This window comes from Cupriavidus sp. F041 (assembly GCF_057814235.1).
Map to the genome: position 1 here is coordinate 2,107,663 of NZ_JBVASY010000001.1, position 21,857 is coordinate 2,129,519.

Here is a 21,857-nt window from a genome sequence, read left to right on the forward strand (position 1 = left end):
CCTCTGTATGCGAATCGGTTGTTGCAATTAAAGGGGGCCTGCGCTGATGTCAGACGGGGCGGAGGAAGCGTTCGATCGCGCTCATGTCAGCTGACGTGCAGCGGCTGTCGGACGTGGCCGGGAGGGGACCGCCGTGAATCGACGCGTAGGGCACATCCGGATGCGCGAAGGCATTGACGACAATGCGACCGGTGCGCCGTTCGAGGATTGGCAGGAGCCGGGCAGCCAGCGTATGGTCGGCTGGCTCGAGATGCATCGTGGCCGAAAGTTGGCCACGAAAGCGCCGGGCGATGGCAATCAACTGGTCGTCATCCTCGACGCGTACCAGCAGCGCCGCAGGGCCGAAGACTTCTTCAAGCAGCGCCGGCTGTTCGAGCAGCCGTGCGCCGTCGATCTCCACGAGCAGGGACTGGCCGTCCCAGTCGCGTTCGGGGTTGGCGCCTGTGGCGATCTGTGTCGCGTCCGCCATCAACTGACGCTCCACGTTCTTGCGGTATGCGAGACGGATGCCGCGCGTGAGCATCGTCCGTGCATGCATCGCGTTGACGCGGGCAATCATCGCCCGCCTGAGTTCGCCGTAGCCGATGCCATCGATAGCCAGCAGGATCGCAGGCTTCAGGCAGCCCTGTCCGACGTTCACTAGCATCCGCTCGGCAAAGCCGTCGCCAATCGCAGCACCGCGCGCGTACAGCGCAATAGGCAGCACAAAGGTAGGGTTGACGCTGGTCATCTCGGTGAAGACCGGGATCGGATCAGGGCGCCGTTGTGCGCGGCGGTAGAGCGCAATGCCGCCGGCCTCCGATCCCGTGAAAGCAACGCCCTTGATTAGCGGATGGTCCACCAGCGCCTCGCCGATCGCATTGCCATCCCCACGCAGCAAGAAGAACACGCCCTCGTGCAGGCCGGCTTCCTTCACGGCCTGCTGAATGATGCGCCCCATGATTTTCAATGCGCCGGAGTGGTCATTGTGGGCTTTCAGGATGACGGGGCAGCCGGCTGCCAGCGCCGATGTGGTGTCGCCGCCGGCGACCGAGTAAGAGATCGGGAAATTGCTGGCGCCGAAGATCGCTATTGGACCGAGCCCGATCTTCTGCATGCGGTGATCCATGCACGGGCGCGGCTGACGCTCGGGCTGGGCGGAATCGATCGTAGCCCGCCGAAAACGCCCCTGACGCACCACGGCGGCGAACTGCCGGAAGTGGGTGGTGGCCTTGGCGGCTTCCGCTTCGAGTTGTGCGGCTGGCAGGCCGGTTTCCAGTGCTGCACGCTGGGCCAATGCCGTGGCGTTGGCGTTGAGGCCATCCGCGATGCGTTCCAGAAACGAAGCACGGACCGCGAGGCTTGTGTTGTTGTAGCTGCCGAACGCTTCGTCGGCCAACTGCGCGGCGCGATCCACCTCTTCAAGGTCGCCGAAGGCGAAGCCCTGAGCGAATTTGAGTTGCGTCGCCGGATTAAGCGTGCGCATCGTGCCCGTTGCGTCGCGCTTTTCGTGCGCGCCGATCAGGAGATTACCGGTCAGGTTCACGCTGCGTTCTCCTACGACGAGGCGGGAAGGGCGGCAACCAGGTTGGCCGTCGTGAGGATTTCATGCGCTAACGTCTGCCCGGCGCCAACAGATGTGCGCAGGTTGTCGAGCAGGCTCACGTCGTCGGCAACGTCCCGAAGCATCGGGAACAGCTTGCCGCCGTGTGAAAGGAAGTCGTTATATGGATCCACCAGCAGCAGGCCGGTGCGCTCCACGCGATACACGGAATCAGTCATTCAGTACTCCAGTTGGAAATGTGTGCGACCGGAAGCGCTTATCGCAGTGGCGCGGGACTGCAGGATCGGGAACGCGCGACCTCTCGCGAGCTGACCCGTCGCATTATAACTATGAAAATCATAGCGGCAAGAGCCACGAGACTTGTACGATGATTTGCCGGCAATGCTGACGTCGCTTAAAGGCACTGGAAGCCGACGGCATGGTCGAGCGCCACCCATATAGCGAGAAGCCCTTGCGCCACGAATACCGCTTGACAGAGAAAGGGGGGGGGCTTCTACCCCGTGATCTACGCGCTCAGGGCTTGGGGTGAGACGTGGTGCAAGGACGAGGACGACAGGGTGGCGATGCATTTCGCGCATCGAACATGCGGCCATGATGTCGGACTGGCCAACGTTTGACCGCACTGTGGTGTACCAGTCGAGCGCAAGGATTTGATAGCTTCTGTGGGGGGCACTTCGCGGCGGAGCGCGAAAGGCGACGGGCTGCCTTCCGGCGAAGATGATCGATCGTGGCCGATCAAAGCGAAATTCGGTCACCATCGTGAAATGTCCAAGCGTCGCTGGCTGAGACCGAACGGATCGCGGGCGCGAGCGGTGGCCGCTTTCCTGTCAAGGTGGAGTCGATTCCGGGTGAGCAAGCGGCTGCAGGCGCACCTGACGCTGAACGATGGCAGCCGTCTGACCATCGATTTCGGCCAGGTTGTGCCATCGCCACACGCCCACATGCGATACGGCGGGTCCTGACCAAGCTGATCGGAGCTGAGCGTGCCGGGAGCATGACATCGTGGTGATCGAGATGCTCGATCACGGTGCCGGCATCCCGGAAGACAAGCTCGAAGCAGTCCTTCAGCCAGTCCTTCAGCCATTCGTCCGGCTTGAAAAGTCGTGCAGCCGGGAAACTGGAGGCACCGGCCTGGGCCTGGCGATTGCGCATCAGCTTGCGGTGGAGCTTGGCGGTTTGCTCCGGCCGCACAACCGCGAAGGCGGAGGCGTGGCGGAGAAGCTCAGGCTGGGCTGACTGCCTTGCAGCCGGCCCTATCAACCTATTCCCCGCAAGCGGGAGGCCAGAAAAAGACCCTCGTAGCCTTCACGAACGTGCGCCTCCGGCGGCAGGCGATGCCCAATACTCTTGAGTTCTAACGCGCCAACGTCTGCCACGATCCACCAACGGAGCGGGCAGAGCCGACAACTTTTTTGTATGCCTCTGTATCACACCACTTCAACGATACGTCTCATGACGGAACTGGCCTCCAGGCGCTATGGACGCGATACATCGATCTCCTTAAATGCTTTCCGTGGCCCAGCGGAGGTGACTAGCAACGCTGCGATCCCAGGGCGCGCATTACCCAAACGAAAGCTCTTCAAGGAAATTGATCATGACTACCAACATTGCCAAGCGTTTTGTCTTTGCTATCGCCCTGTTTGCCGCGGCAGCGGGCGCGCAAGCCGCATCGTCGAGCATCGGCGCGCGAGACCCGTACACCGACGGTGCTCGCGCCGTGCAGGATGCACGTGACCCCTACAGCGAAGGCGCGCGTTCTGTACAGGAGCCGCGCAGCCCATACAGCGATGGCGCACGCACTGTCGACCCGTACACGGACGGTGCGCGCAACGTCGATCCCTATCTCGACGGCGCCTACGCCTGACGCGTGCTGCGGCCTGGCAGGGGCCGTGATGGCTGTCCAGGCGGAGATGTCCGGTCAGCGACGTACCGCGAAGGGGCGGTTCAGAAGCTCTGAGGCGTGTTGACCCACAAGACTAGTGCTTCAATGCTGCCGGTATTTCGATAGGCATGAGGAAGGTGCGAGAGGAAGAAGAAGGAGTCGCCTTTGCCCACCCTCGTCGTTTGATCGCCGACGGTGAGCTCCAACTCCCCCTGAAGTACATAGCCCATCTCTTCACCCTGGTGCTCAAGAAAACCCTGAGACGAGGTTCCCGCCGGGACATGATGAATATTGGCTTCCAAAAGCGCGCACAGATGGTTTGGGACCAATGTTTCCAGCGATACCCCATCTCCAGCCCGTAGATGTTCCGTCCGCAATACTTGGCGCTGACCGTCTCTCATCACCGTCAAGGGCCCCTCCGCAGTGCCTCCTTCAGCAAAGAGCTTGGCCACGCTGATTCCCAGCGTTACGGCGATTTTGTGAAGCATCGGAATAGAGGGCCGGACTTTACTGTTCTCGACTTTTGAGAGGAAGCTTTCCGTGCATCCGACCTTCTCTGACAACTGACGCAAGCTCAGCTTGCGATTCAGCCTCGCATGCTTAAGCCGGGTTCCAATGACGATGTCCAGATTAAATTCCTTGTTTTCCATAATAAATTACGCCAGACGCGATCCGTGCAAGGATCCATTCCATCAGAAACCTGCATGGATAATTCGCGGATCAAGCGCGAGTGCAAAGCCGATAAATCGATGGTCGTCGTATTCCAACGGGGCAGTATCCATCGGAACGTGCAGCCATGCAAACAGGCCGCATGTAACCACGCCGTACAAGCGTTTCCTGCATGGTCGATTTGACGCCTCCCGCAGCACACGCTCATCGGTATCGATGGCGTCTGATACGAGGCAGCATGCTGGCTGCCGAGCGCTGATGGCGCAGGCCTACCACCCGGCGGCGCTGACCAGTCCGTCGGAGCGAACGGCAACGAGTATATCGCCGATGCTTCACGGGACACCAAGGCTCGACAAGTGGCATCGACGCTACGCGTCTTTGCTTCCAGGGACGCCGGCCCTCGTCGGGAGAGGAATCTTGTGCCGACCCAGCCACGCTTGCCATGTTGCCACAGGACAGTGTGAGTCTTTTTAGTCAAGTTACTTGACTTAGGGCTACGGGCCCGCCAAACTAATCCCAACGAAACAATGAAAGTCCCACAGTCACCGTGAAAACCGACAATTCCATCGCCACAGCCCAGCCCCTTATCAATGCCTCCAGGCTTGCCGAGCGCCATCGGACCATGGCCAAAATCGGCGCTACCGGCAACGGTGGCGTCAACCGCCAGGCACTGACGCCCGAAGACACCAGGGGGCGGCAAGTGCTCCTGGAGTGGGCTGCAAAGCGGGGCTATACGGCTGCCATCGATCCCATTGGCAATCTGTTCATCCGTCGGCCAGGTGCTCATCCCGAGCTCAGCCCAGTCATGACCGGATCGCATCTCGATTCCCAGCCCACTGGCGGCAGGTTCGACGGCGTATACGGTGTGCTGGCCGGGTTTGAAGTTCTGGAAACTCTCGACGACTACGCTGTGGTGACCGAGCGCCCCATGGAACTCGTTGTCTGGATGAATGAAGAGGGCTCAAGATTTCCGCCGCCAACGATGGGCTCGGCGGTTGCGTCAGGCGCAATTCAGCTTGAACGGGCGCTGGCTACGCTGGACAGGAACGGCATCACGATAGGCGACGCGCTGGCAGTGCAAATTGAGGAACTGCCTCAGTTGCAAAGGAGGCCGCTGGGCGCGAAAGGCCATGCATACATCGAGGCACACATTGAGCAGGGCCCGCTCCTCGAAGCCGAGAATTGCGATATTGGTATCGTGAAAGGCATTCAGGGGTTGCATGCATATCAGGTCGAAGTTAGGGGGGCGGAAGCCCACGCCGGCACCACGCCCATGCGACACCGGAAGGACGCGTTGGTGGCGGCGACCACCCTGATTGCGCGGATCCGGAGTGAAATTGCAGACCCTGCGGATATTCTGCGTTTTACCGTCGGACGGTTTGAGGTCGCGCCCGGCGCGTCCAGCACTGTGCCTGGAAAGGTCACCTTCGTCATTGACCTCAGGCACCCCGATCCAGGCCACCTCCTTCGGACGGGCGAAAGGATTCTCCAGCTCTGTTCAGGCGAAGTCGAGCATTGTTCCGTCTCCGCAAAGATATTGCTGCGGTCGACACCCGTGATGTTTAACGATCAGGTTGTGGCGATGGTCCGGGAAGCGGCCGAACGTCGGCAATTCAAGCACATGAGCATGATCTCCGGCGCGACCCATGATGCTAAATACATGGCCGAGCACACACCTACGGCGATGATTTTTGTGCCCAGCGAGAAAGGCATTAGCCACAATGTGGCCGAAAATACGCGGGACGAAGATCTGGCTGCAGGCACTCAGGTCCTTTGCGATGCAATGCTCGCTGTCATGTCAGCAATGGAATAACAAGATAGCCCCTTAACAATTCAGGCCTGAGCAACGGCTGGCCGACGGAAACAAGCCGAGAGGAGATAATTTTGCCAGTAATGATTCAAGAATCAGCGACCGACGGGAGGGTGGCTTCCGTCTATCGGAAGGTGAATTTGCAGTTGCTGCCGCTTCTGTTTGTCGGCTTCATGTTTGCGTACCTCGACAGAATCAATGTCGGTTTCGCCAAATTACAGATGCAGAATGAGCTGGCACTCTCCGACGCGGCTTATGGAGTTGGCGCTGGCATCTTCTTTGTCGGTTACGTGTTATTCGAACTCCCAAGTAATCTGTTGCTGCCAAAGGTAGGGGCCCGCGCCACCTTCAGCCGAATCATGGTGCTGTGGGGAATTGCATCGATATGCATGCTGTTTGTGAAAAGCGTGCCCGCCTTCTATGCGCTGCGTTTCCTTCTGGGCGTTTTTGAAGCAGGTTTCGCGCCGGGGGTATTGTTTTTTCTGTCGCGCTGGTACGGACCGTCGCGCATTGCTGGCGCAATATCGATTGTCTGGCTCGCGGGCCCTGTCAGCGGCATCCTGGGCGGTCCGCTTTCCACCTGGATCATGACGTCCTTTGCCGGGGTTGGCAATCTCTCCGGTTGGCAATGGATGTTCCTGCTCGAAGGCGCCCCGTGCGTGGTCCTTGGCGTTATCGCGTTCTTCTTCCTGCCGGATGGTCCGGCCACCGCCAGTTGGCTGAACCCGGAGGAAAAACGCCTGCTGCGGGGACAATTGGGCGAGGCCGACGGAAAGCATGGTTCCTTCCGCACTGTCGCGAAGGATCCTAAGGTGTACATTCTCGCGCTGGCCTACCTCTGTATTATATCGCCAATATATGCCCTCAGCTTCTGGCTGCCGACGATCCTCAACCAGGAGGGCATCACCAGTACACAACAGCTTGGCTGGTATGCCGCCATTCCCTACGTCGCAGCGGCACTGGCTATATTTTACGGTGGCCGCAGTTCTGACAAACATGGCGAAAGACGTTATCACATTGCCTTGCCCGTGCTCATTGCCTGCCTGTCCATCATTGCATGGGTATGCAGCGGTGGCCTTCTTGCAACGATCGGTTTCTTCACGCTCGCAACAGGCATGATGTGGATGGCTAATATCGTATTCTGGGCCGTGCCGCCTGAATACATCAAGGGTGATGCAAGGGCGGGAGCCATTGCACTGATCAATACAATCGGTCTTTCTGGCGGGTTCTGGGGGCCAAGCATCATTGGCTGGTCGAAGAGCCTGACAGGAAGCATCCATCCTGGCTTTCTCATCATGGCGGCGATGCTTTTCATCTCCGGAATCATTATTATGTTCCTGCGATTGAATCAGCAGAATGCCGTTGAATCTGCATCGCGTAGTCGGGTTTCGATTCCGGCAGGGGCAAGAAGAGCAGATTGATCCCGCAGTACCCATGATTCTGCAGCCACGCTTCGTGGAGCGCTCTGCCGCATTCAGTATTTTGTCGTCAATTATTACTTTCGCCTAACTTATGAATTTGGCCGAATACGCGTCTTTTGATGGCGTGGGTTTGCATCATCTGATTTCGAGCGGGCAGGTCAGCGCCGCAGAAGTGGCATCCGCCGCGCTGAACGCTCTCGAGGCGGTGAACCCGAAGATCAATGCGGTGGTCGAGTGTTGGCCTGCGGAGGCGTACCCGACGGTTTCCGGGGAACGGGAACATCGACCGCTTGCAGGCGTGCCTTTCCTCATCAAGGATCTGGGCGTGGCCATGAAGGGCCGGCGAAGCGAAATGGGCAGCCGCCTGGGTGAGGGGTTTGTCGCGCCGGCTGACTCGAATCTGATGGGCAGTTTCCGTAAGGCCGGCCTCGTCACGCTCGGTCGTACGGCGATGCCGGAGCTGGCGGTGAGCACAACCACCGAGGCGCGAGTGTGCGGGCCGACCCGGAATCCGTGGAACCTCGATCGCGGTGCCGGTGGCTCTAGCGGTGGGGCCGCCGCAGCCGTTGCAGCCGGCATTGTTCCGCTTGCTCACGCGACTGACGGCGGCGGATCGATCCGCGTTCCAGCATCCTGTAACGGCCTGTTCGGCATGAAGCCGACGCGAGGGCGCGTGTCCAACGGTCCCACTGTGGACGAGGTGTGGAACGGACTGGGGGTGAGCTTTGCCGTGAGCCGTTCGTTGCGTGACAGTGCCGCCCTGCTTGACGCCGTGAATGGCGGGGGCATTGGCGAGCCTTACTATATTGCCCCACCAGCCAACAGCTATCTGTGGGAACTCCAACAAAGTCCCGGCAGGCTCAGAATTGGCTTCATGCCAAATCCACCGGATTCCGGGCGGACCGCACCCGTTGTGGCGGATGCCACCCTAGCAGTCGCCCAGTGTCTCAAAACGTTGGGCCACCACGTAGAGGAAACGGCACTGGATCTCGGCGTTAGTTGGGACAGCTTCGTCCATGCCAACGCGCAAATCTGGACCGCGAATGCTGCCCTGAGGCTCAATGTACTGTCGTCAGCTACAAGGCGGCCCATCACGGCGGAGATTCTTGAGCCTGCGACATTCGCGGTCTACGAATATGGGTGCCGCGTCACGGCCACGGACCTGCTGGCCGCGCTCCAGGTGAGAAATGCCGTTTCGCGGGCGGTGGGGCGCTTTTTCCAGGACTACGACATCATCCTGAGCCCGACGCTACCTGAGCTTCCGCCTCAGATAGGCGAGTACAACAAGGACGAGGGAAGCGTGGATGGTCTTGGCTGGATTGCGCACGTATTCCGGCAGTCGCCCTTCACCGCGTGGTCCAACGTGACAGGGTTGCCGGCGATGTCGGTTCCATTATCGTTCGACGGCGAAACAGGACTGCCAATCGGTGCGCAATTTGGCGCGAGTTTCGGGCGGGAGGATATTCTATTCCGGTTGGCGGCCCAACTGGAAGCGGCCATGCCGTGGCACGCCCGCCGGCCGAGTGTGTGGGCTGGATCCAGTTCCAGGGACTAGTTCTATCGGTGCGGCATTCGGACAGCGGTTTGTGCGTCATAACTAGAACATGCTTGGGGGCCAGTGCGGAAATGGGCCCATCAGACAGGATCTCCCTGTGCCAGACCAGATTTCGGCGAGATGTTCGGACGCGTCCTTCGCAAGTCTTCAAATGCAAGGCTCGAATGACACGCAAGTGCTGCAGATAGGCGGCAAGCAGCGAGCCGTCCGGGTCGTCCCGGGCGGTTCGACTGCAATACGCTTTGAAAAGCACCCCGCTACACGACCGGCACCGACGCCCAGCGGGCGATTGGAAGAGGCGGCAACCAATGCCATCCGCGCAAACTCTATAATTGTACTCCCAGAGGCTTTGAAGCTGCCCCCAACGCAGTCTTAGTGCGAGCCGCAGTGTCATCCCTGCCCCGATCGTTTCGCGAGCAACTTGTAACGTCGACGAATACCCACGCCCCGCCGGCGAGCAAGCAGTCTTCCGATATTTTCGTCGGCATCACCCTAATCCTTCAATTCGGTGTGTTGGAGCCCAGGCTGGGTAGGTGGTCGCCGAAGCGCATCTCCAAGTCGCTGCGGGTGCCAATGCCGAGCGCCATCAATGCCTCCACGCGGGGCGGCGTGCCTGGCCAGGTGAAAGCCTTGTAGAAGAGCGCTTGGGAGGCCTTCAGATCATCGGCATCGGGAAGTGTGCGACGGTTGATGGTCTGCTTGGCAGCGCCAAGCGCCAACTTGTCAAACGCCGCCAGGCGCTGTGCCAGATTGGTCACGAAGGCGTCGAGGTCCCCGTCCGGCAATGCGCGATTGATCCAGCCGTAGCGTTCGGCAGTCTGGGCATCGAAGTCGCTGGCGCCAAGCACAATCTCGAGCGCTCGTGCGCGACCTGAAAGCAGAGACAGGCGCTCCATCGAACCGCCACCTGGCACCAGGCCGACGCCCACTTCAGGTTGCCCGAAGACCGCGCGTTCGATGCTGGCGAAACGCATGTCAAAACCCAGCGCGATTTCGCTGCCCATGCCGCGCGCGCGGCCGCGGATCATCCCGATTGTGACCACCGGTGCTTGTGCCAGGCGCAGACTGATGTCGATCCACGACGGGGCTGGCGAACCGTCGGGCCGAGGGCGTGCCACACCGGCGATGTCCCAGTGCGCGAGGAAAAAGTCGGGGTCAGCACTATCGATGACGACCACCTTGAGTTCCTCGGACGCTTCGATGGCTGACGTGAGATCGTGCAGCTCCTGCAGCGTGTCGTGATCTACGAGGTTGATCGGCGGATGGTTGATGGTCACACGCCAGATTGACGGCGTCTCGCGCTGAATGATCAGTTGCTTGCTGTCGGGGGACATGATGGTTCTCCTTGAGGGGGGGCCGAGAAGCGGCAAGTGCATTCGTGGCGGCAGATAAACAAGCCTACGCGTGTGAGCCCGATCCAGCGAGCTTGCTTGGCGCCGACGCTGCCCAGCGCCGCGCCGGCCGCGCCGCCGAAGAAGTAGGCCAGCAGCACCATGCCGACGATCAACCAACCAAGGCCTTGTCCGCGCCACCTAGCCGAACGCGCCGATGGCCGCGGGCCGAGCCTGTAAGGTGCCTACGACAGTAGCGCTGCGAGCGTGGCCCACAGTGCGCTGAAGGCGGCGAATATCAGGGAGCCGGTCACCGCCGAGATGCGCAGCATGCGCTCTTCGCGCACGAGGCTCCCGAACGAGGGCATTAGCGCGCCATAGCCAATGGGATCCAGGGCACATGCTGTCGACATCGCATCCTGTACCGTCAGCAGGCCCTGGCGACGCGGCGGAAGCCGGCACGCGCCGCCAGGGGCGGTGGGTGCCCCGGGGCTAGCCGAAGGTAAAGGCATAGGCCTGAGCACCGGGGTCCAGGAAGCGGATCTCGAAGGTGTGCTCGCCCACCTCGCGAGCCTGGCGCACCAGTTGGTAGAGCCGCGTCTGCGTGACAGCACCGTTGCCGCCTGCATCGGTGTCCGCGCCGTGGCTGTCACCAGGGGGCCTGCCGTCGATTGTGACCAGGAAGCGCACCGCCCGGCCGTCGGCCGCGGGACCCAGCACCAGGTGCAGGTCGCGCGCATGAAAGCGGTAGGTGATGCTCCCATCGGCGTGATTGAGCGTGGCCTGCTCCGCGCCGATAGTCCATTGGCCGGACAGGCCCCACTGGTTGAGGCGGAGTCTGCCAACGGTGTACTGGCGCGGAGCGTCCTGCCGCATGCCGCCTGGCGAGGCGAAATTGGTCGCCTGTCCATAGCCGATGTAGGTTTCGCCGGAGCGGATGTTGTTCATGTCCGGCGCAGCCTGCGCGCCTTCCGCGTGGGGGACGACCACGTCGCGCGCCACCGGCGGTTTGCCAGCCTCCGCCAGCAGCGACTGGATCGCGCGCTCGGATTTGGCGTAGTCGCCCTCGCCGAACTGGTGATGGCGGATATTGCCATGGGCATCGACGAAGTATGCGGCCGGCCAGTAGCTATTATTGAACGTGCGCCAGATCCGGTAGTTGCTGTCGACTGCGACGGGGAAGCCGATGCGGAAACTCGAAACGGCGCGCCGGACGTTCTCCGGAGACTTCTCGAATGCGAACTCAGGTGTATGCACGCCGACTACCATCAGGCCCTGGTCCTTGTACTTGTCCGCCCAGGCCCGCAGGTAGGGGAGGGTGCGGATGCAGTTGATGCAGGAGTAGGTCCAGAAGTAGACCAGCGTGACCTTGCCCTGGAGTTGCTCACGTGTCAGCGGCGGGGAGTTGATCCATTGCACTGCACCATCGAGCGCCGGCATGCGGCCCTCCACGGGCAGGCGGCCCGTGAAGCCCATTGCCGAGTCATTGGCGGCCAACAGCATCTCGGCGCCGCGGCCGGCATCATCATTCGCCGCCTGCGGTGTGAGCCGCTGCTTGCGCAAAGCATCGACTAGCGCCTGCTCGATCCCGGCGCGCGTCAAGGCAGATGTCGCCTCATTCATGCAGCCAAACGCTGTTTTTTGGCGCCTGGCTTGATACCGCTGGGCACGGCAATCTCGCGCTCCGGGTTGAGCGTGACCGTGCCGATTGGCGTCCAGTTTCGCGTGTGGCGTGACCAGCGACGTGGGTTGCGCTCGCGGGCCTCGGCATAGAGCACATGACGAGCGGCGAGAATCCTATCGTCGTGCCCGGCGTGGCGCTGTGCCGGGCTCACGTAGCGGATGCCGCTGTGCCGATGCTCGTGGTTGTACCAGTGCACGAAGTGCGCCGCCCAGGCGCGCGCCTTGCTCAGATCGGCGAAGCCGCTGGACGGGAACTCCGGCCGGTACTTGGCCGTGCGAAACAGGCTCTCCACAAAGGCGTTATCGTCGCTCACGCGTGGACGCGAATACGAGGGCTTGACACCCAACCAGTGCAACATCGCCAGCACCGTGGTGGCCTTGAGTGTGGCGCCGTTGTCCCCGTGCAGCACCGGCTTGGCCGCCATGGCGTGGATGCCCTCGGCCAGCGCCGTGCGCTTGACCAGATGCGCCGCGTGGTCGGCGTCGTCGCGGTCGTGGACTTCGAAGCCCACGATCTTGCGGCTATACACGTCCAGGATCAGGTACAGATAAAACCAGCGCCCGGTGATCTCGGCAGGCAGGTACGTCATGTCCCAGCACCATAGCTGGCGCGGTGCGGTAGCCACGTGCGTGGTGGGCGGGCGGCTTTGACGGGGCGCCTTGGCGCGGCCTCGATGCCGGCTCTGGCCATGCGCGCGCAGCACGCGGCCAAAGCTCGATTCGCTGGCCAGGTACACGCCTTCGTCGGCCAGCATGGGCACGATGCGCGCCGGCGGCATATCGGCGAAGCGCGGCTCGTTGGCCACGCGCAGGATCTGCTCGCGCTCAGCCTCGGTGAGGGCATGAGCGGGCATTGGCCGCACCGCCTGGGGCCTGCCGTCACCCGATATGAGACCTTGGCCGTCCGTCCAACGCTGCAGCGTGCGCGCGCTGATGCCAGCGGTCTCGCAGGCCGCGTGCAGCCTTGCCCCAGCAGCGTGCGCCACTTCGATGTCGCGGGCCAGAGTCTGGCGATCTTCGAGGCCGATCATTCGTCCTCGCCCTTGTTGAAGATCGCCGCGACTTTTTTTGAAAGTACCAGCAATGCAGCAGTCTCGGCCAACGCCTTCTCCTTGCGCCGCAACTCGCGTTCGAGCTCCTTGATGCGGCGGCGATCATGCTGGGTCTGCTTCGGACTGGCGCGCACCTCCTCCGGTTCAGCCAGCGCCTGCGTGGCGGCTTGGCGCCACTGTTCAAGCTGTTGGGGGTACACACCGTGCTCGCGACACCAAGCACTGCGCGCAGTCTCGTCCATGGCCGCCGTGGCGATTACAGCCTCCAGCCGGGCAGGCGCTGTCCATGCCCGCTCGCGAGCGGGCATGGACAGCGCATCCGCACGCCACCGCTCCAACGTGGCCACTGCCACACCCAGTTCCCTTGAAACCACTTCCACCGCCACACTCTCCGGCGGCAACAACCGCGCTACTGCACGGTCCTTAAACACTTGTCCGTATCGAGCCACTTCCATCTCTTATCGCCCCCAAGGTTCAGATTCTATCTGGGCGACATCTATTCTGACGCGGGGGGATCCGCGCTGGGCCACTTGCGGACAGGCCGGCCAGCAGGCCGGTATCGGCCCCGAGTCCGATTGCCAGCACGCCGCCGATCACACCTGCCCCGAGGCCGCGACGCAGCCATTCACCGGCACCCATCGACCGCTTCATGGACGCGAGGACGCGTCCGCCGAGGCCGAGCGCGGCAGCCAGCGAAGTGGCCGCGCCGGCGGCATAGGCGGCGAGCGACAGGGAAGCCGATACGCTCGCGCCCTGCAGCGCCGCACCCGTCAGTACAAGGCCGAGAATCGGGCCCGCGCAAGGCGCCCACAGCATACCGGTTGCGATGCCAAGCAGCAGTGAACTCCATGGCGAGGCCGGCGCGGACGGTGGCGACGCGGCCAAAGCGCTGCCGGCCAGTCGGTTGCCGAGCGCCACCACAGGCCGCGCTAGCGTGTTCGCCACTTTCGGCAGCAGCAGGGACAGCCCGAACAGCGCCAGCAGCAAGAGGGCGGCCAGGCGCCCGTATTCATTGGCGCGGACTGCCCATACTCCGCCAGTCGAGGCCAGCGTAGCGACCGCGGCAAAGGTCAGCGCCATGCCGACCAGCATCGGCAGCCTGCCGCGCAGGAACGGCTGGCCGGCGCGGCTGAGGACAAAAGGCAGGACGGGCAGGATGCATGGGCTCAGGATGGTCAATGCCCCCCCGAGGTACGCGAGTATCAATAGGCTCATGATCGCTGTCCTTTCGCTAAGGCTTGGCTTGCCCTAGATGTGTACAGATCAGATACTGCCGACGTGCCAGCCTCCACCAGGCAGCTCCGTGTCCAACGACAGATAGCCGGTCGGAACAGCACGCAAGTTGCACTGGGGCAACTGCGAGGCAAGCCAAAGCGATGGGTGGATTGTTTCGGGGGCGACAGTGAGCATGGGAAGCTCCTGCAAGTCAGGATACTGTATGTTTGGAGGGCTATCCACTTTAGCTCCAGTCATGTCAGAACTACTGGATGGATATACAGGTAGAGCGGATATTTCCTCCAGATGTCCTGCCTCAAAGTTATTGAGTTCTGTCTCGAAGCTGGTCGGTTGGATACACAAAATTATGGTACGCCGAGGGGCCGGGGACGAGGGATCGGAGGCCGGGCGAGCCGCTTCACGATCGATCTGCAAATGGGGCGATGCTGGACGAGTCGCCAGTCTGTAGCCGAGCCATTTGACCGTCCGTGCCCCTGATCGCCGCTTGGGCGCGCCACACACTCGACATCGGATGGGCATATTGATGACGCAAGGGCATCACACGAGACTTGGCGGGGGCTTGTAGTGAAGCGCGCTGTCGACGCTATAGTTGCCCAGCTCGCTTCCGCTAACTGTGACAATCATCGAAGCACCGGTATCCATCACAAGAAGGCAAGGGTCTCACTCAAAAGATGCATGAAAGCAATGTGTTTTTCTGCGGTGATCCGCATGGAGAGTTTGGACCGTTGATTGAGACCGTGCATCGTCCTGATGCAGTTGTGCTCGCAGGGGATATTCAAGCCAGGCGACCGCTGGATCAGGAAGAGGCTCGAAGGAGAAGGGCGCCACCCATGAAATCATCGATGCCTCCCTGTATGGCGTGGTGTCCTACCAGATCGACGCCCAGCTCTACGCCACGCCGACGATGATTTGGCGCCATGGCGACCACCTCTACTGGCACGGCTCTGCCGGCAACAGGATGCTCATGCATGTGTCGCAGGACACTCCGGTCTGCATCAATCACTGCTCGACGGCTAGGTCCTGTCGCGGCTGGCGTCGGCGCATTCGCTGAACTATTGCTCGATGATGGTTTTCTGGCGCCCGAAGGCGGTCGCGGTCGCCGCCGAGCGCCGCGAGCAACTGAAGTTACGAAGTTGCCCGGAAGCGCGAATGCCTCCGCGAACTAACGGCCGCGTCACGAGCGGCCTCTGCTAGTCGATCCTGCAGTCGTCGTCGGCAGTGCCATGACCTGCCGTCTAGCCATCTACCTTTCACGCGCTGTGGTGATAGCGAGCGGCTGCGTGCTTTTGCATCAAGTTCGGCAACATCGAAGCCCGAGCTGCATCATACTGCTGCCATTGCGTTAGGTCCGGTAGCGGCGGAATTGTCACTGTTTCGCGCTTGTCGAATCCGACCAGTGCCGCGTCGACCAGCTCGTCGACGTTCATCATGCCTTCGATCGTGTTCACGTTTCGCCCAGCATGCTGCCAGATTTCGGTGCGCGTCCCGGACGGCAAAGTCGCCTGCACGTAGACGCCTTTCGGGCCAAGTTCCAGATGCAAGCCTTGGGAAAGGAAAAGCACGAAGGCCTTCGTAGCGCCGTACACAGTCATGCCGAGCTCCGGTGCGAGGCCGACCACCGATCCAATATTGATAATTGCGCCTTGCCCGGTGCGTGCAAAGCGTGGTGCCACCGCGTTCGCGAGCCTGGCGAGCGCCGTGACGTTCAGTCCGATCAGCCGCGTCACGTCGTCGCTGCTTTGTTCGATAAATGTGCCTGGCAACGCGGTGCCCGCATTGTTGACCAAGATTCCGAGGTTCGGGTCGTCGCGCAGACGCGTCTCGATCCTCAAGACATCGGCGAGATCATTCAGGTCGGCCTTGATGACCTCGATCTCCACACCTGTCTCGGCGTGCAATCGTCCTGCAATCGCCTGCACTCGCTCTGCATCTCGCGCGACCATCACGATCGGGTGACCCCGACGTGCAAAACGATCTGCATACATGGCGCCGATACCAGTCGATGCGCCCGTGATCAAAACTGTCGATTTTTGCTGCATGATGTTGCCTCTTCGATAGGATTGTCGAGGAAAAACAGGCCGCCCCCTCTTATTGGACAGCCATCTTGAGAATCAGGGTCGTGTTGAGCTCCACTCAACTGGCCGGTACGACATCGCGCTCGGGCACACTGAGATCGTGTTGCAATAAATCAGTGCGCTGGATTCCCTGTTGTTGCTCCTGTGCCATATGCAATATCACTCCACTTCCGATGGCCAGCAACGCAGCCGCAATGATTCGAGTCGATTTCATATGAACATCTAGCCTTGAAAACAGAATTCCCTCTTCGCAAGTCACCTTGATCGTCTCGAAGATCATGCAGTGAATTGTGAGTAGCGCCTGAAGACAGAGTCGCGGTCCCGCGACGGCAGCCACCGAAAGAACAATGTGTAATAGAAGCCTTCTTCAGAATTAGCGCAGCGATTGGAAAGCCGCGTCAAACTGGTTCGTGGCCATCGCCTGCAGCAGACGCATATTCGGGGGAACGGCACGCCGTAGTGCTTCGCCCAACGCGTAGCGTCCAGAAATGCATAGCGGGTCTTGGGCGGACAAGCAGTCGATAGTTGGTTATTGACAGCCTGCATCACGCTGGGAGCGTCAACCGGCGTGATTTCCACTTCGGCGTCCAACCGGTGAATTTGTGTGCTTGCCAGGTAGGCGTAGGGGCTACGGTAGTCCAGGAGGAATTCAACTTTCATTTAGGTTCCTTGCTGTTTGATCGACGCGATTCATTCAACCATCATCTACGGAAGCGAGGGACAGTTTCCCGTCGACGACTTGAACCGGAACTGAGAACGGAGGAGTGCAGTGCGCGCAATTTGCTACGAAACGTTTGGTAACCCTGCCGAGGTCCTGAAACTTGTCGACCGCCCGGAGGAGAGCCCTGGGCCAGGACAGGTTCGGGTACGCATCGTCCTCGCGAGCGTCCACAACCACGATTACACGACCATTCAGGGCCGCTACGGCTACCGTCCCGAACTGCCTGCCACCGGCGGTACAGAAGCCGTGGGTATCATCGATGCAGTCGGTGAGGGCGCGCAGTTCTCTCCAGGGCAGCGAGTCGGTTTTTTCAATAAGACCGGGGCATGGGCCGAACAGGTTGTCGTGTCCGAGGCTGTGGTCGTTCCCCTTCCTGAGCCAATCCCGGACGAGATCGCGGCTCAACTGGTGTCCATGCCGGTGAGCGCCCTTACCCTGCTGAACTCGCCGCATCTCGGCGAAGGGGATGGATTATTCAGAACGCTGCGAATGGCGCCGTTGGCGTCACGCTCGCCAAGATCGCCAGGCTAGAAAGCTGAACATTCTGAATATCGTTCGCCGGAAGGAGGCGATAGGCGAGCTTGCTGCCATTGGTATCAACAACGCCATCTTGTCCGACCAAGCCGACTGGAAGAGCAGGGCTAAGGAGCTGGTTGGGGACGCGTGCATCGCCTCGGCCATCGACTCGATCGGCGGCATAGCTGTGAATGATCTTGTTGACCTCCTTTCTCCTGAAGGGGAATTGGTCATCTTCGGATCGCTGACTGGACAGCCACTCGAACTCAACGGCAGCCAACTGCTGTTCAAGGAGCTGAATATGCGCGGCTTCTGGGCAAGCCGCCTGATGCAACGCATGACTGCGGGCGAGCGTACCAGGCTGTACAGCGAGGTGCTGGGTCTTGCAGTATCGAGCGACCTTGTGCTGCCAGTCGGTGCCATCTTCGGTTTCGAGGACATCGAAGCGGCAATGGCCGCTCATCAGGCTCCGGGCCGTGGTGGCAAGATTCTGCTCAGACCGTAAGCGACCTGCATATCGCTGGGAAGTGGAGCGCACGATCAAGTCCTTTCAAGGCTTAGGCATATGCCCCTTCGTAGTACGAGTTGATGCTATGGTCCGGCGTTGCCGATACGCCCGTGCGGTCCAGGCCTGCCAGGGTGTGGCCCCCATCGGTGAACGGGTCGACGTTACGCGCGCCGTCGGTGAAGGTATCGACACTGTGAGCGGCATCGCTGTACGGGCTGCGCGGCTCCTGCACCGAGCGTGCACCGTCGTTATACGGGCCACGCGCGTCAAGCACGGAATGGGCGCCCTCGGTATAGGGGTCGCGCCCGCCTACTACGGCAGCCTGGGCGCCAGCAGCGGCAGCTACCAGTGCAACGGCGAACACAAAACGCTTGGCGATATTGGCAGTCATGATCGATCTCCTGGGGTTGGATTGGTCAGCGCAGCCGGGAATCGCATCGTTGCTGTTCGCCGACGGGCTACGGAATGCATTTAAGGAGACCGATGTATCGCGCCCTTAGCGGGGAACGGGCCTTTCTGTCGGGACACGTATCGTGGCGGCTGCCTGATACATGCGCGTACAAAAATCGTATGGCAGCGGAGTCCGGCCGTTCACACGCCATGCGATGCATGGACGGTGCGCCGGTCAGGTACCAGTGCGATAGTGAGGCATCGACCACAGGACAATAGGGAAAGCGCATTTAGGCCAAGCAATCACGGGGGATTGCTTGGCCAGTCGCGCGTATCAAGGCTTAGGCATATGCCAGGCCTGCCAGGGTGTGGCCCCCATCGGTGAACGGATCGACGTTACGCGCGCCGTCAGTGAAGGTATCGACACTGCGAGCGCCATCGCTAAACGGGCTGCGCGGCGCGAGGGTGGCGACAGTGTGGGCGCCATCGGTGAACGGGTCGACGTTACGCGCGCCGTCAGTGAAGGTATCGACATTGCGAGCGCCATCGCTAAACGGGCTGCGCGGCGCGAGGGTGGCGACAGTGTGGGCGCCATCGGTGAACGGGTCGACATTACGCGCGCCGTCAGTGAAGGTATCGACACTGCGAGCGCCATCGCTAAACGGGCTGCGCGGAGCGAGGACTGCGACAGTACGGGCGCCATCGGTGAAGGGATCCACCGTACGCGCACCGTCGGTGAACGGATCGACACTGCGAGCACCATCGCTAAACGGGCTGCGCGGCGCGAGGGTGGCGACAGTGTGGGCGCCATCGGTGAACGGGTCGACGTTACGCGCGCCGTCGGTGAAGGTATCGACACTGCGAGCGCCATCGCTGTACGGGCTGCGCGGCTCCTGCACCGAGCGTGCACCGTCGTTATACGGGCCACGCGCGTCAAGCACGGAATGGGCGCCCTCGGTATAGGGGTCGCGCCCGCCTACTACGGCAGCCTGGGCGCCAGCAGCGGCAGCTACCAGTGCAACGGCGAACACAAAACGCTTGGCGATATTGGCAGTCATGATTGATCTCCTGGGGTTGGATTGGTCAGCGCAGCCGGGAATCGCATCGTTGCTGTTCGCCGACGGGCTACGGAATGCATTTAAGGAGACCGATGTATCGCGCCCTTAGCGGGGAACGTTCGGGACACGTATCGTGGCGGCCGCCTGATACATGCGCGTACAAAAATCGTATGGCAGCGGAGTCCGGCCGTTCACACGCCATGCGATGCATGGACGCGGCGCAGGCCGTTCAAGTGAAATTGTGGCAAATGAATCACAATTATGCCGCGGCAAATGTGACGGGATATGGAAAGCGGGTTAGTTGGCGGACTGGGCGAGCCTGACTACCGCCACCAGGCCCCCGCCATCACGGTTATGTAGCGCAAGCGAGCCGCCGATGGCAATTGCAAGCTGCTGGGCAATCGCCAGCCCAAGCCCGGTACCGCCAGTCTCCCGGCTGCGTGAATTCTCGAGCCGGACAAACGGCTGCAGCACCGCTTCGAGCTTGTCCTCCGGAATGCCGGGGCCTTGATCGAGCACTTCGATCACCACGGCGCCTCCGTCCCGGCGCACGCACAATTCTGCCGCTCCGCCATACTTGATCGCGTTGTCGATCAGATTGGTCAGTACGCGGCGCAACGCTTGAGGACGCGTCATGATGGCGCCGCCAACGCCCTGCAGGACTGTCACGGCCTTGCCGGTATCCTGATAATCGTATGCCAGGCTTTCGATGAACGATCCGATATCGATGCGCGACTGCTTTTCGCCGTCGCCATGGGCGGTGCGCGCATATGCCAGGCCTTCGCGCACAAGCGTTTCAATTTCCGCCAGGTCATGCACGAGCTTGCGCTTCTCGTCGGAGTCCTCGGCAATCTCGGCGCGCAGCTTCATGCGCGTGATGGGCGTCTGCAGGTCATGAGAGATGGCGGCCAGGATCTGCACGCGTTCCTGGACGAACCGGGCGATGCGCTCGCGCATGGCATTGAATGCGTGGGCGGCGCGCGCGAGTTCAGTCGGCCCTGTTTCGTCAAGCGGCGGTGTCTCCGCATTGGGGTTGAGCGCGTCAGCAGCTTCTGCCAGCGCAACTACCGGACGGATCGACAAACGCACCGCAAACCAGCAGCACAGGATCAGCAGCAGCAACTGGATCACCAGCACATACGGCAACCACTGCGCGATGGGCAGCGTGCGCGGATGGACATCAATGGTCAGCGGATTGCCGTCACTCAGTGTCAGGTGCGCTTGCAGTTGCTTGCCCCCGGCTGGGGCTGACTCCACACGGACTTGAAAGCGGCCGGCACTCGCTTCGGTGATCCGCGCGGCGATATCCTTGCCACGCTGCGTCATCTCGGGCACCCCGGGCGAACCCGGGCCCAGTATGTACTGATAGTTGCCACGATTGAGGCGCGGCAGCCACTCCGGCCGCTCCGTCGCCGGCAGGCGGTCCAAAATGGCGATGGCGGTGGAGACGTCGTTTTCCAGCGTGCCAAGCATGACTTTGCGCGCGGTCATGTACCGTTCGGAAAACACCACCGCAAACGACAGCGCATAGGCGACGATCAGACCGGCAAGCAGGACTAGGAAGAGCCGTGATCCCAGCGACCGGGGCCAGGGTAAGGCGCGCGCGGTCACTGACGCTCCTCCTTGATCTCCACGGGCTTGGAAAATACATAGCCCTCGCTGCGCACGGTCTTGATATAGGCCGGATCGCGTGCGTCATCATTGAGGCGCTGGCGCAGGCGGCTGACCAGCAAATCGACCGACCGCTCGAACATGTCCGCCTCGCGGCCCTGCGTGAGGCTGAGCAACTGGTCGCGATTGAACACCCGCATCGGGTGGTCGACGAATACGCGCAGCAGGCGGTATTCGGCACCGCTGAGCGCGACAATGGTGCCTTCCCGATCAATCAGGTGCCGCGCGGTGGTATCAAGTTGCCAGTCGCCGAACGCCAGCATCTGCCCGGCCTCGGAGATCTGCAGGTTGGGCGGCAGCATCCGGGTGCGGCGCAGCACGGCCTTGATGCGCGCTAGCAACTCCCGCGCTGCAAAAGGCTTGGCCAGATAATCGTCGGCGCCCATTTCAAGACCGAGGATGCGGTCGGTCTCGTCGTCGCGCGCGGTGAGCATCAGTATCGGCGTGGCCTTGTGCTTGCCGGCGCGCAGTTCGCGGCACAGTACCAGGCCATCATCGCCGGGGAGCATCACATCGAGTACGATCAGGTCGACCGTGTTGGCCGCCAGGAAGGACCGCATATGCCTGCCATCCGGCGACACGGTCACACGCAGGCCGTTCTTCGTGAGGTAGGTCGAAACCAGTTCCCGGATTTCCCGGTCGTCATCGACGATCAGGATCTGGTCGACGTGGGTATCCATTGGTGTCACCTCGGCACAATTGAAAGAGAACGGCCATTTGCCGCTTCTACGGTGTG

20 protein-coding genes and 4 pseudogenes are annotated in these 21,857 nt (G+C 61.4%); 9 read left to right on the forward strand and 15 right to left on the reverse strand.

What is annotated here, in order from left to right; genetic code table 11:
• Positions 1-49 precede the first annotated feature (49 nt).
• Complete coding sequence (locus ACZY0R_RS09615) at positions 50-1,525, reverse strand: aldehyde dehydrogenase (NADP(+)) (protein ID WP_488858143.1); 1,476 nt, start codon at positions 1,523-1,525, stop codon at positions 50-52.
• An 11-nt stretch (positions 1,526-1,536) separates the two neighbouring features.
• Entirely contained in the window at positions 1,537-1,761 is a 225-nt protein-coding gene (locus ACZY0R_RS09620) for a hypothetical protein (RefSeq protein ID WP_488858144.1), read from the reverse strand.
• A gap of 185 nt (positions 1,762-1,946) precedes the next feature.
• On the opposite strand from ACZY0R_RS09620, the gene ACZY0R_RS09625 reads away from it, so the two are divergent.
• The 3 genes and pseudogenes from ACZY0R_RS09625 to ACZY0R_RS09635 all read left to right on the forward strand — a co-directional run.
• Positions 1,947-2,072, forward strand: a complete 126-nt coding sequence (locus tag ACZY0R_RS09625; RefSeq protein WP_488859616.1) for a winged helix-turn-helix transcriptional regulator — start codon at positions 1,947-1,949, stop codon at positions 2,070-2,072.
• A gap of 473 nt (positions 2,073-2,545) precedes the next feature.
• Complete coding sequence (locus ACZY0R_RS09630) at positions 2,546-2,779, forward strand: ATP-binding protein (protein WP_488858145.1); 234 nt, start codon at positions 2,546-2,548, stop codon at positions 2,777-2,779.
• 358 nt (positions 2,780-3,137) lie between these two features.
• Positions 3,138-3,398 (forward strand): annotated as a pseudogene (locus ACZY0R_RS09635) (hydroxyquinol 1,2-dioxygenase); the annotation flags it as partial.
• Positions 3,399-3,487: 89 nt separating this feature from the next.
• On the opposite strand, the gene ACZY0R_RS09640 reads toward ACZY0R_RS09635, so the two are convergent.
• Positions 3,488-4,075, reverse strand: a complete 588-nt coding sequence (locus tag ACZY0R_RS09640; protein ID WP_488858146.1) for a cupin domain-containing protein — start codon at positions 4,073-4,075, stop codon at positions 3,488-3,490.
• A gap of 566 nt (positions 4,076-4,641) precedes the next feature.
• Here ACZY0R_RS09640 and ACZY0R_RS09645 point away from each other — a divergent pair.
• The 3 genes from ACZY0R_RS09645 (at position 4,642) to ACZY0R_RS09655 (ending at position 8,880) form a co-directional block, all read left to right on the forward strand.
• Entirely contained in the window at positions 4,642-5,907 is a 1,266-nt protein-coding gene (locus tag ACZY0R_RS09645; RefSeq protein WP_488858147.1) for a M20 family metallo-hydrolase, read from the forward strand.
• An 80-nt stretch (positions 5,908-5,987) separates the two neighbouring features.
• On the forward strand, positions 5,988-7,325 hold the full coding sequence (locus ACZY0R_RS09650; protein WP_488858148.1) for an MFS transporter: 1,338 nt from the start codon (positions 5,988-5,990) through the stop codon (positions 7,323-7,325).
• Between the two features lie 91 nt (positions 7,326-7,416).
• On the forward strand, positions 7,417-8,880 hold the full coding sequence (locus ACZY0R_RS09655; protein ID WP_488858149.1) for an amidase: 1,464 nt from the start codon (positions 7,417-7,419) through the stop codon (positions 8,878-8,880).
• Between the two features lie 500 nt (positions 8,881-9,380).
• Here the strand turns inward: ACZY0R_RS09655 and ACZY0R_RS09660 are convergent, their stop codons facing one another.
• The 5 genes and pseudogenes from ACZY0R_RS09660 to ACZY0R_RS09680 form a co-directional block, all read right to left on the reverse strand.
• Positions 9,381-10,250, reverse strand: a complete 870-nt coding sequence (locus ACZY0R_RS09660; RefSeq protein WP_488858150.1) for an enoyl-CoA hydratase/isomerase family protein — start codon at positions 10,248-10,250, stop codon at positions 9,381-9,383.
• A gap of 206 nt (positions 10,251-10,456) precedes the next feature.
• Positions 10,457-10,624, reverse strand: coding sequence for a hypothetical protein (locus ACZY0R_RS09665; RefSeq protein ID WP_488858151.1), 168 nt, complete (start codon positions 10,622-10,624; stop codon positions 10,457-10,459).
• A gap of 79 nt (positions 10,625-10,703) precedes the next feature.
• A pseudogene (locus ACZY0R_RS09670) lies at positions 10,704-11,810 on the reverse strand (thioredoxin family protein); the annotation flags it as partial.
• 20 nt (positions 11,811-11,830) lie between these two features.
• A protein-coding gene (locus tag ACZY0R_RS09675) for an IS3 family transposase (RefSeq protein WP_488859618.1) occupies positions 11,831-13,395 on the reverse strand; the annotation gives its coding sequence in 2 pieces (ribosomal slippage) (positions 11,831-12,957 and positions 12,957-13,395; 1,566 coding nt in all).
• Positions 13,396-13,480: 85 nt separating this feature from the next.
• Positions 13,481-14,161 (reverse strand): annotated as a pseudogene (locus ACZY0R_RS09680) (cytochrome c biogenesis CcdA family protein); the annotation flags it as partial.
• Positions 14,162-15,014: 853 nt separating this feature from the next.
• On the opposite strand from ACZY0R_RS09680, the pseudogene ACZY0R_RS09685 reads away from it, so the two are divergent.
• Positions 15,015-15,233, forward strand: a pseudogene (locus ACZY0R_RS09685) (pyridoxamine 5'-phosphate oxidase family protein); the annotation flags it as partial.
• 199 nt (positions 15,234-15,432) lie between these two features.
• On the opposite strand, the gene ACZY0R_RS09690 reads toward ACZY0R_RS09685, so the two are convergent.
• The 3 genes from ACZY0R_RS09690 to ACZY0R_RS09700 all read right to left on the reverse strand — a co-directional run bounded on the left by ACZY0R_RS09690 (position 15,433) and on the right by ACZY0R_RS09700 (position 16,917).
• Positions 15,433-16,221 carry an SDR family NAD(P)-dependent oxidoreductase gene (locus ACZY0R_RS09690; RefSeq protein ID WP_488858152.1) on the reverse strand — a complete coding sequence of 263 codons (789 nt, stop codon included), beginning with the start codon at positions 16,219-16,221 and terminating at the stop codon, positions 15,433-15,435.
• 94 nt (positions 16,222-16,315) lie between these two features.
• Positions 16,316-16,537, reverse strand: a complete 222-nt coding sequence (locus ACZY0R_RS09695) for a hypothetical protein (RefSeq protein ID WP_488858153.1) — start codon at positions 16,535-16,537, stop codon at positions 16,316-16,318.
• A complete protein-coding gene (locus ACZY0R_RS09700) occupies positions 16,534-16,917 on the reverse strand; it encodes a DsbA family protein (protein WP_488858154.1) in 384 nt (127 codons plus the stop codon). Before ACZY0R_RS09700 ends, ACZY0R_RS09695 begins: the two co-directional genes overlap by 4 nt.
• A 109-nt stretch (positions 16,918-17,026) precedes the next feature.
• Between ACZY0R_RS09700 and ACZY0R_RS09705 the strand changes: the two genes are divergently transcribed.
• Entirely contained in the window at positions 17,027-17,509 is a 483-nt protein-coding gene (locus tag ACZY0R_RS09705; RefSeq protein WP_488858155.1) for an alcohol dehydrogenase catalytic domain-containing protein, read from the forward strand.
• Positions 17,445-17,999, forward strand: coding sequence for a zinc-binding dehydrogenase (locus ACZY0R_RS09710; protein WP_488858156.1), 555 nt, complete (start codon positions 17,445-17,447; stop codon positions 17,997-17,999). The genes ACZY0R_RS09705 and ACZY0R_RS09710 overlap by 65 nt, the downstream gene beginning before the upstream one ends.
• Before the next feature lie 52 nt (positions 18,000-18,051).
• On the opposite strand, the gene ACZY0R_RS09715 is transcribed toward ACZY0R_RS09710, so the two are convergent.
• From ACZY0R_RS09715 to ACZY0R_RS09730, 4 genes are all read right to left on the reverse strand, one after another.
• Positions 18,052-18,393 carry a hydroxyquinol 1,2-dioxygenase gene (locus ACZY0R_RS09715; protein ID WP_488858157.1) on the reverse strand — a complete coding sequence of 114 codons (342 nt, stop codon included), beginning with the start codon at positions 18,391-18,393 and terminating at the stop codon, positions 18,052-18,054.
• Between the two features lie 340 nt (positions 18,394-18,733).
• Positions 18,734-19,450: a copper resistance protein CopQ gene (locus ACZY0R_RS09720; protein WP_488858158.1), complete on the reverse strand. Its 717-nt coding sequence runs from the start codon at positions 19,448-19,450 to the stop codon at positions 18,734-18,736.
• A 297-nt stretch (positions 19,451-19,747) separates the two neighbouring features.
• Positions 19,748-21,061, reverse strand: coding sequence for a HAMP domain-containing sensor histidine kinase (locus ACZY0R_RS09725; protein WP_488858159.1), 1,314 nt, complete (start codon positions 21,059-21,061; stop codon positions 19,748-19,750).
• Entirely contained in the window at positions 21,058-21,801 is a 744-nt protein-coding gene (locus tag ACZY0R_RS09730; RefSeq protein ID WP_488858160.1) for a response regulator, read from the reverse strand. The genes ACZY0R_RS09725 and ACZY0R_RS09730 overlap by 4 nt, the downstream gene beginning before the upstream one ends.
• Positions 21,802-21,857 lie beyond the last annotated feature (56 nt).

Coding starts and splice junctions, on each gene's coding strand:
- ACZY0R_RS09690 (WP_488858152.1), bottom strand. CDS start 16,221: ATGCAGCAAAAATCGACAGTTTTGATCACGGGCGCATCGACTGGTATC.
- ACZY0R_RS09720 (WP_488858158.1), bottom strand. CDS start 19,450: ATGACTGCCAATATCGCCAAGCGTTTTGTGTTCGCCGTTGCACTGGTA.
- ACZY0R_RS09700 (WP_488858154.1), bottom strand. CDS start 16,917: ATGAAAGTTGAATTCCTCCTGGACTACCGTAGCCCCTACGCCTACCTG.
- ACZY0R_RS09650 (WP_488858148.1), top strand. CDS start 5,988: ATGATTCAAGAATCAGCGACCGACGGGAGGGTGGCTTCCGTCTATCGG.
- ACZY0R_RS09710 (WP_488858156.1), top strand. CDS start 17,445: ATGGATTATTCAGAACGCTGCGAATGGCGCCGTTGGCGTCACGCTCGC.
- ACZY0R_RS09715 (WP_488858157.1), bottom strand. CDS start 18,393: ATGACTGCCAATATCGCCAAGCGTTTTGTGTTCGCCGTTGCACTGGTA.
- ACZY0R_RS09665 (WP_488858151.1), bottom strand. CDS start 10,624: ATGTCGACAGCATGTGCCCTGGATCCCATTGGCTATGGCGCGCTAATG.
- ACZY0R_RS09640 (WP_488858146.1), bottom strand. CDS start 4,075: ATGGAAAACAAGGAATTTAATCTGGACATCGTCATTGGAACCCGGCTT.
- ACZY0R_RS09695 (WP_488858153.1), bottom strand. CDS start 16,537: ATGATCTTCGAGACGATCAAGGTGACTTGCGAAGAGGGAATTCTGTTT.
- ACZY0R_RS09655 (WP_488858149.1), top strand. CDS start 7,417: ATGAATTTGGCCGAATACGCGTCTTTTGATGGCGTGGGTTTGCATCAT.
- ACZY0R_RS09620 (WP_488858144.1), bottom strand. CDS start 1,761: ATGACTGATTCCGTGTATCGCGTGGAGCGCACCGGCCTGCTGCTGGTG.
- ACZY0R_RS09730 (WP_488858160.1), bottom strand. CDS start 21,801: ATGGATACCCACGTCGACCAGATCCTGATCGTCGATGACGACCGGGAA.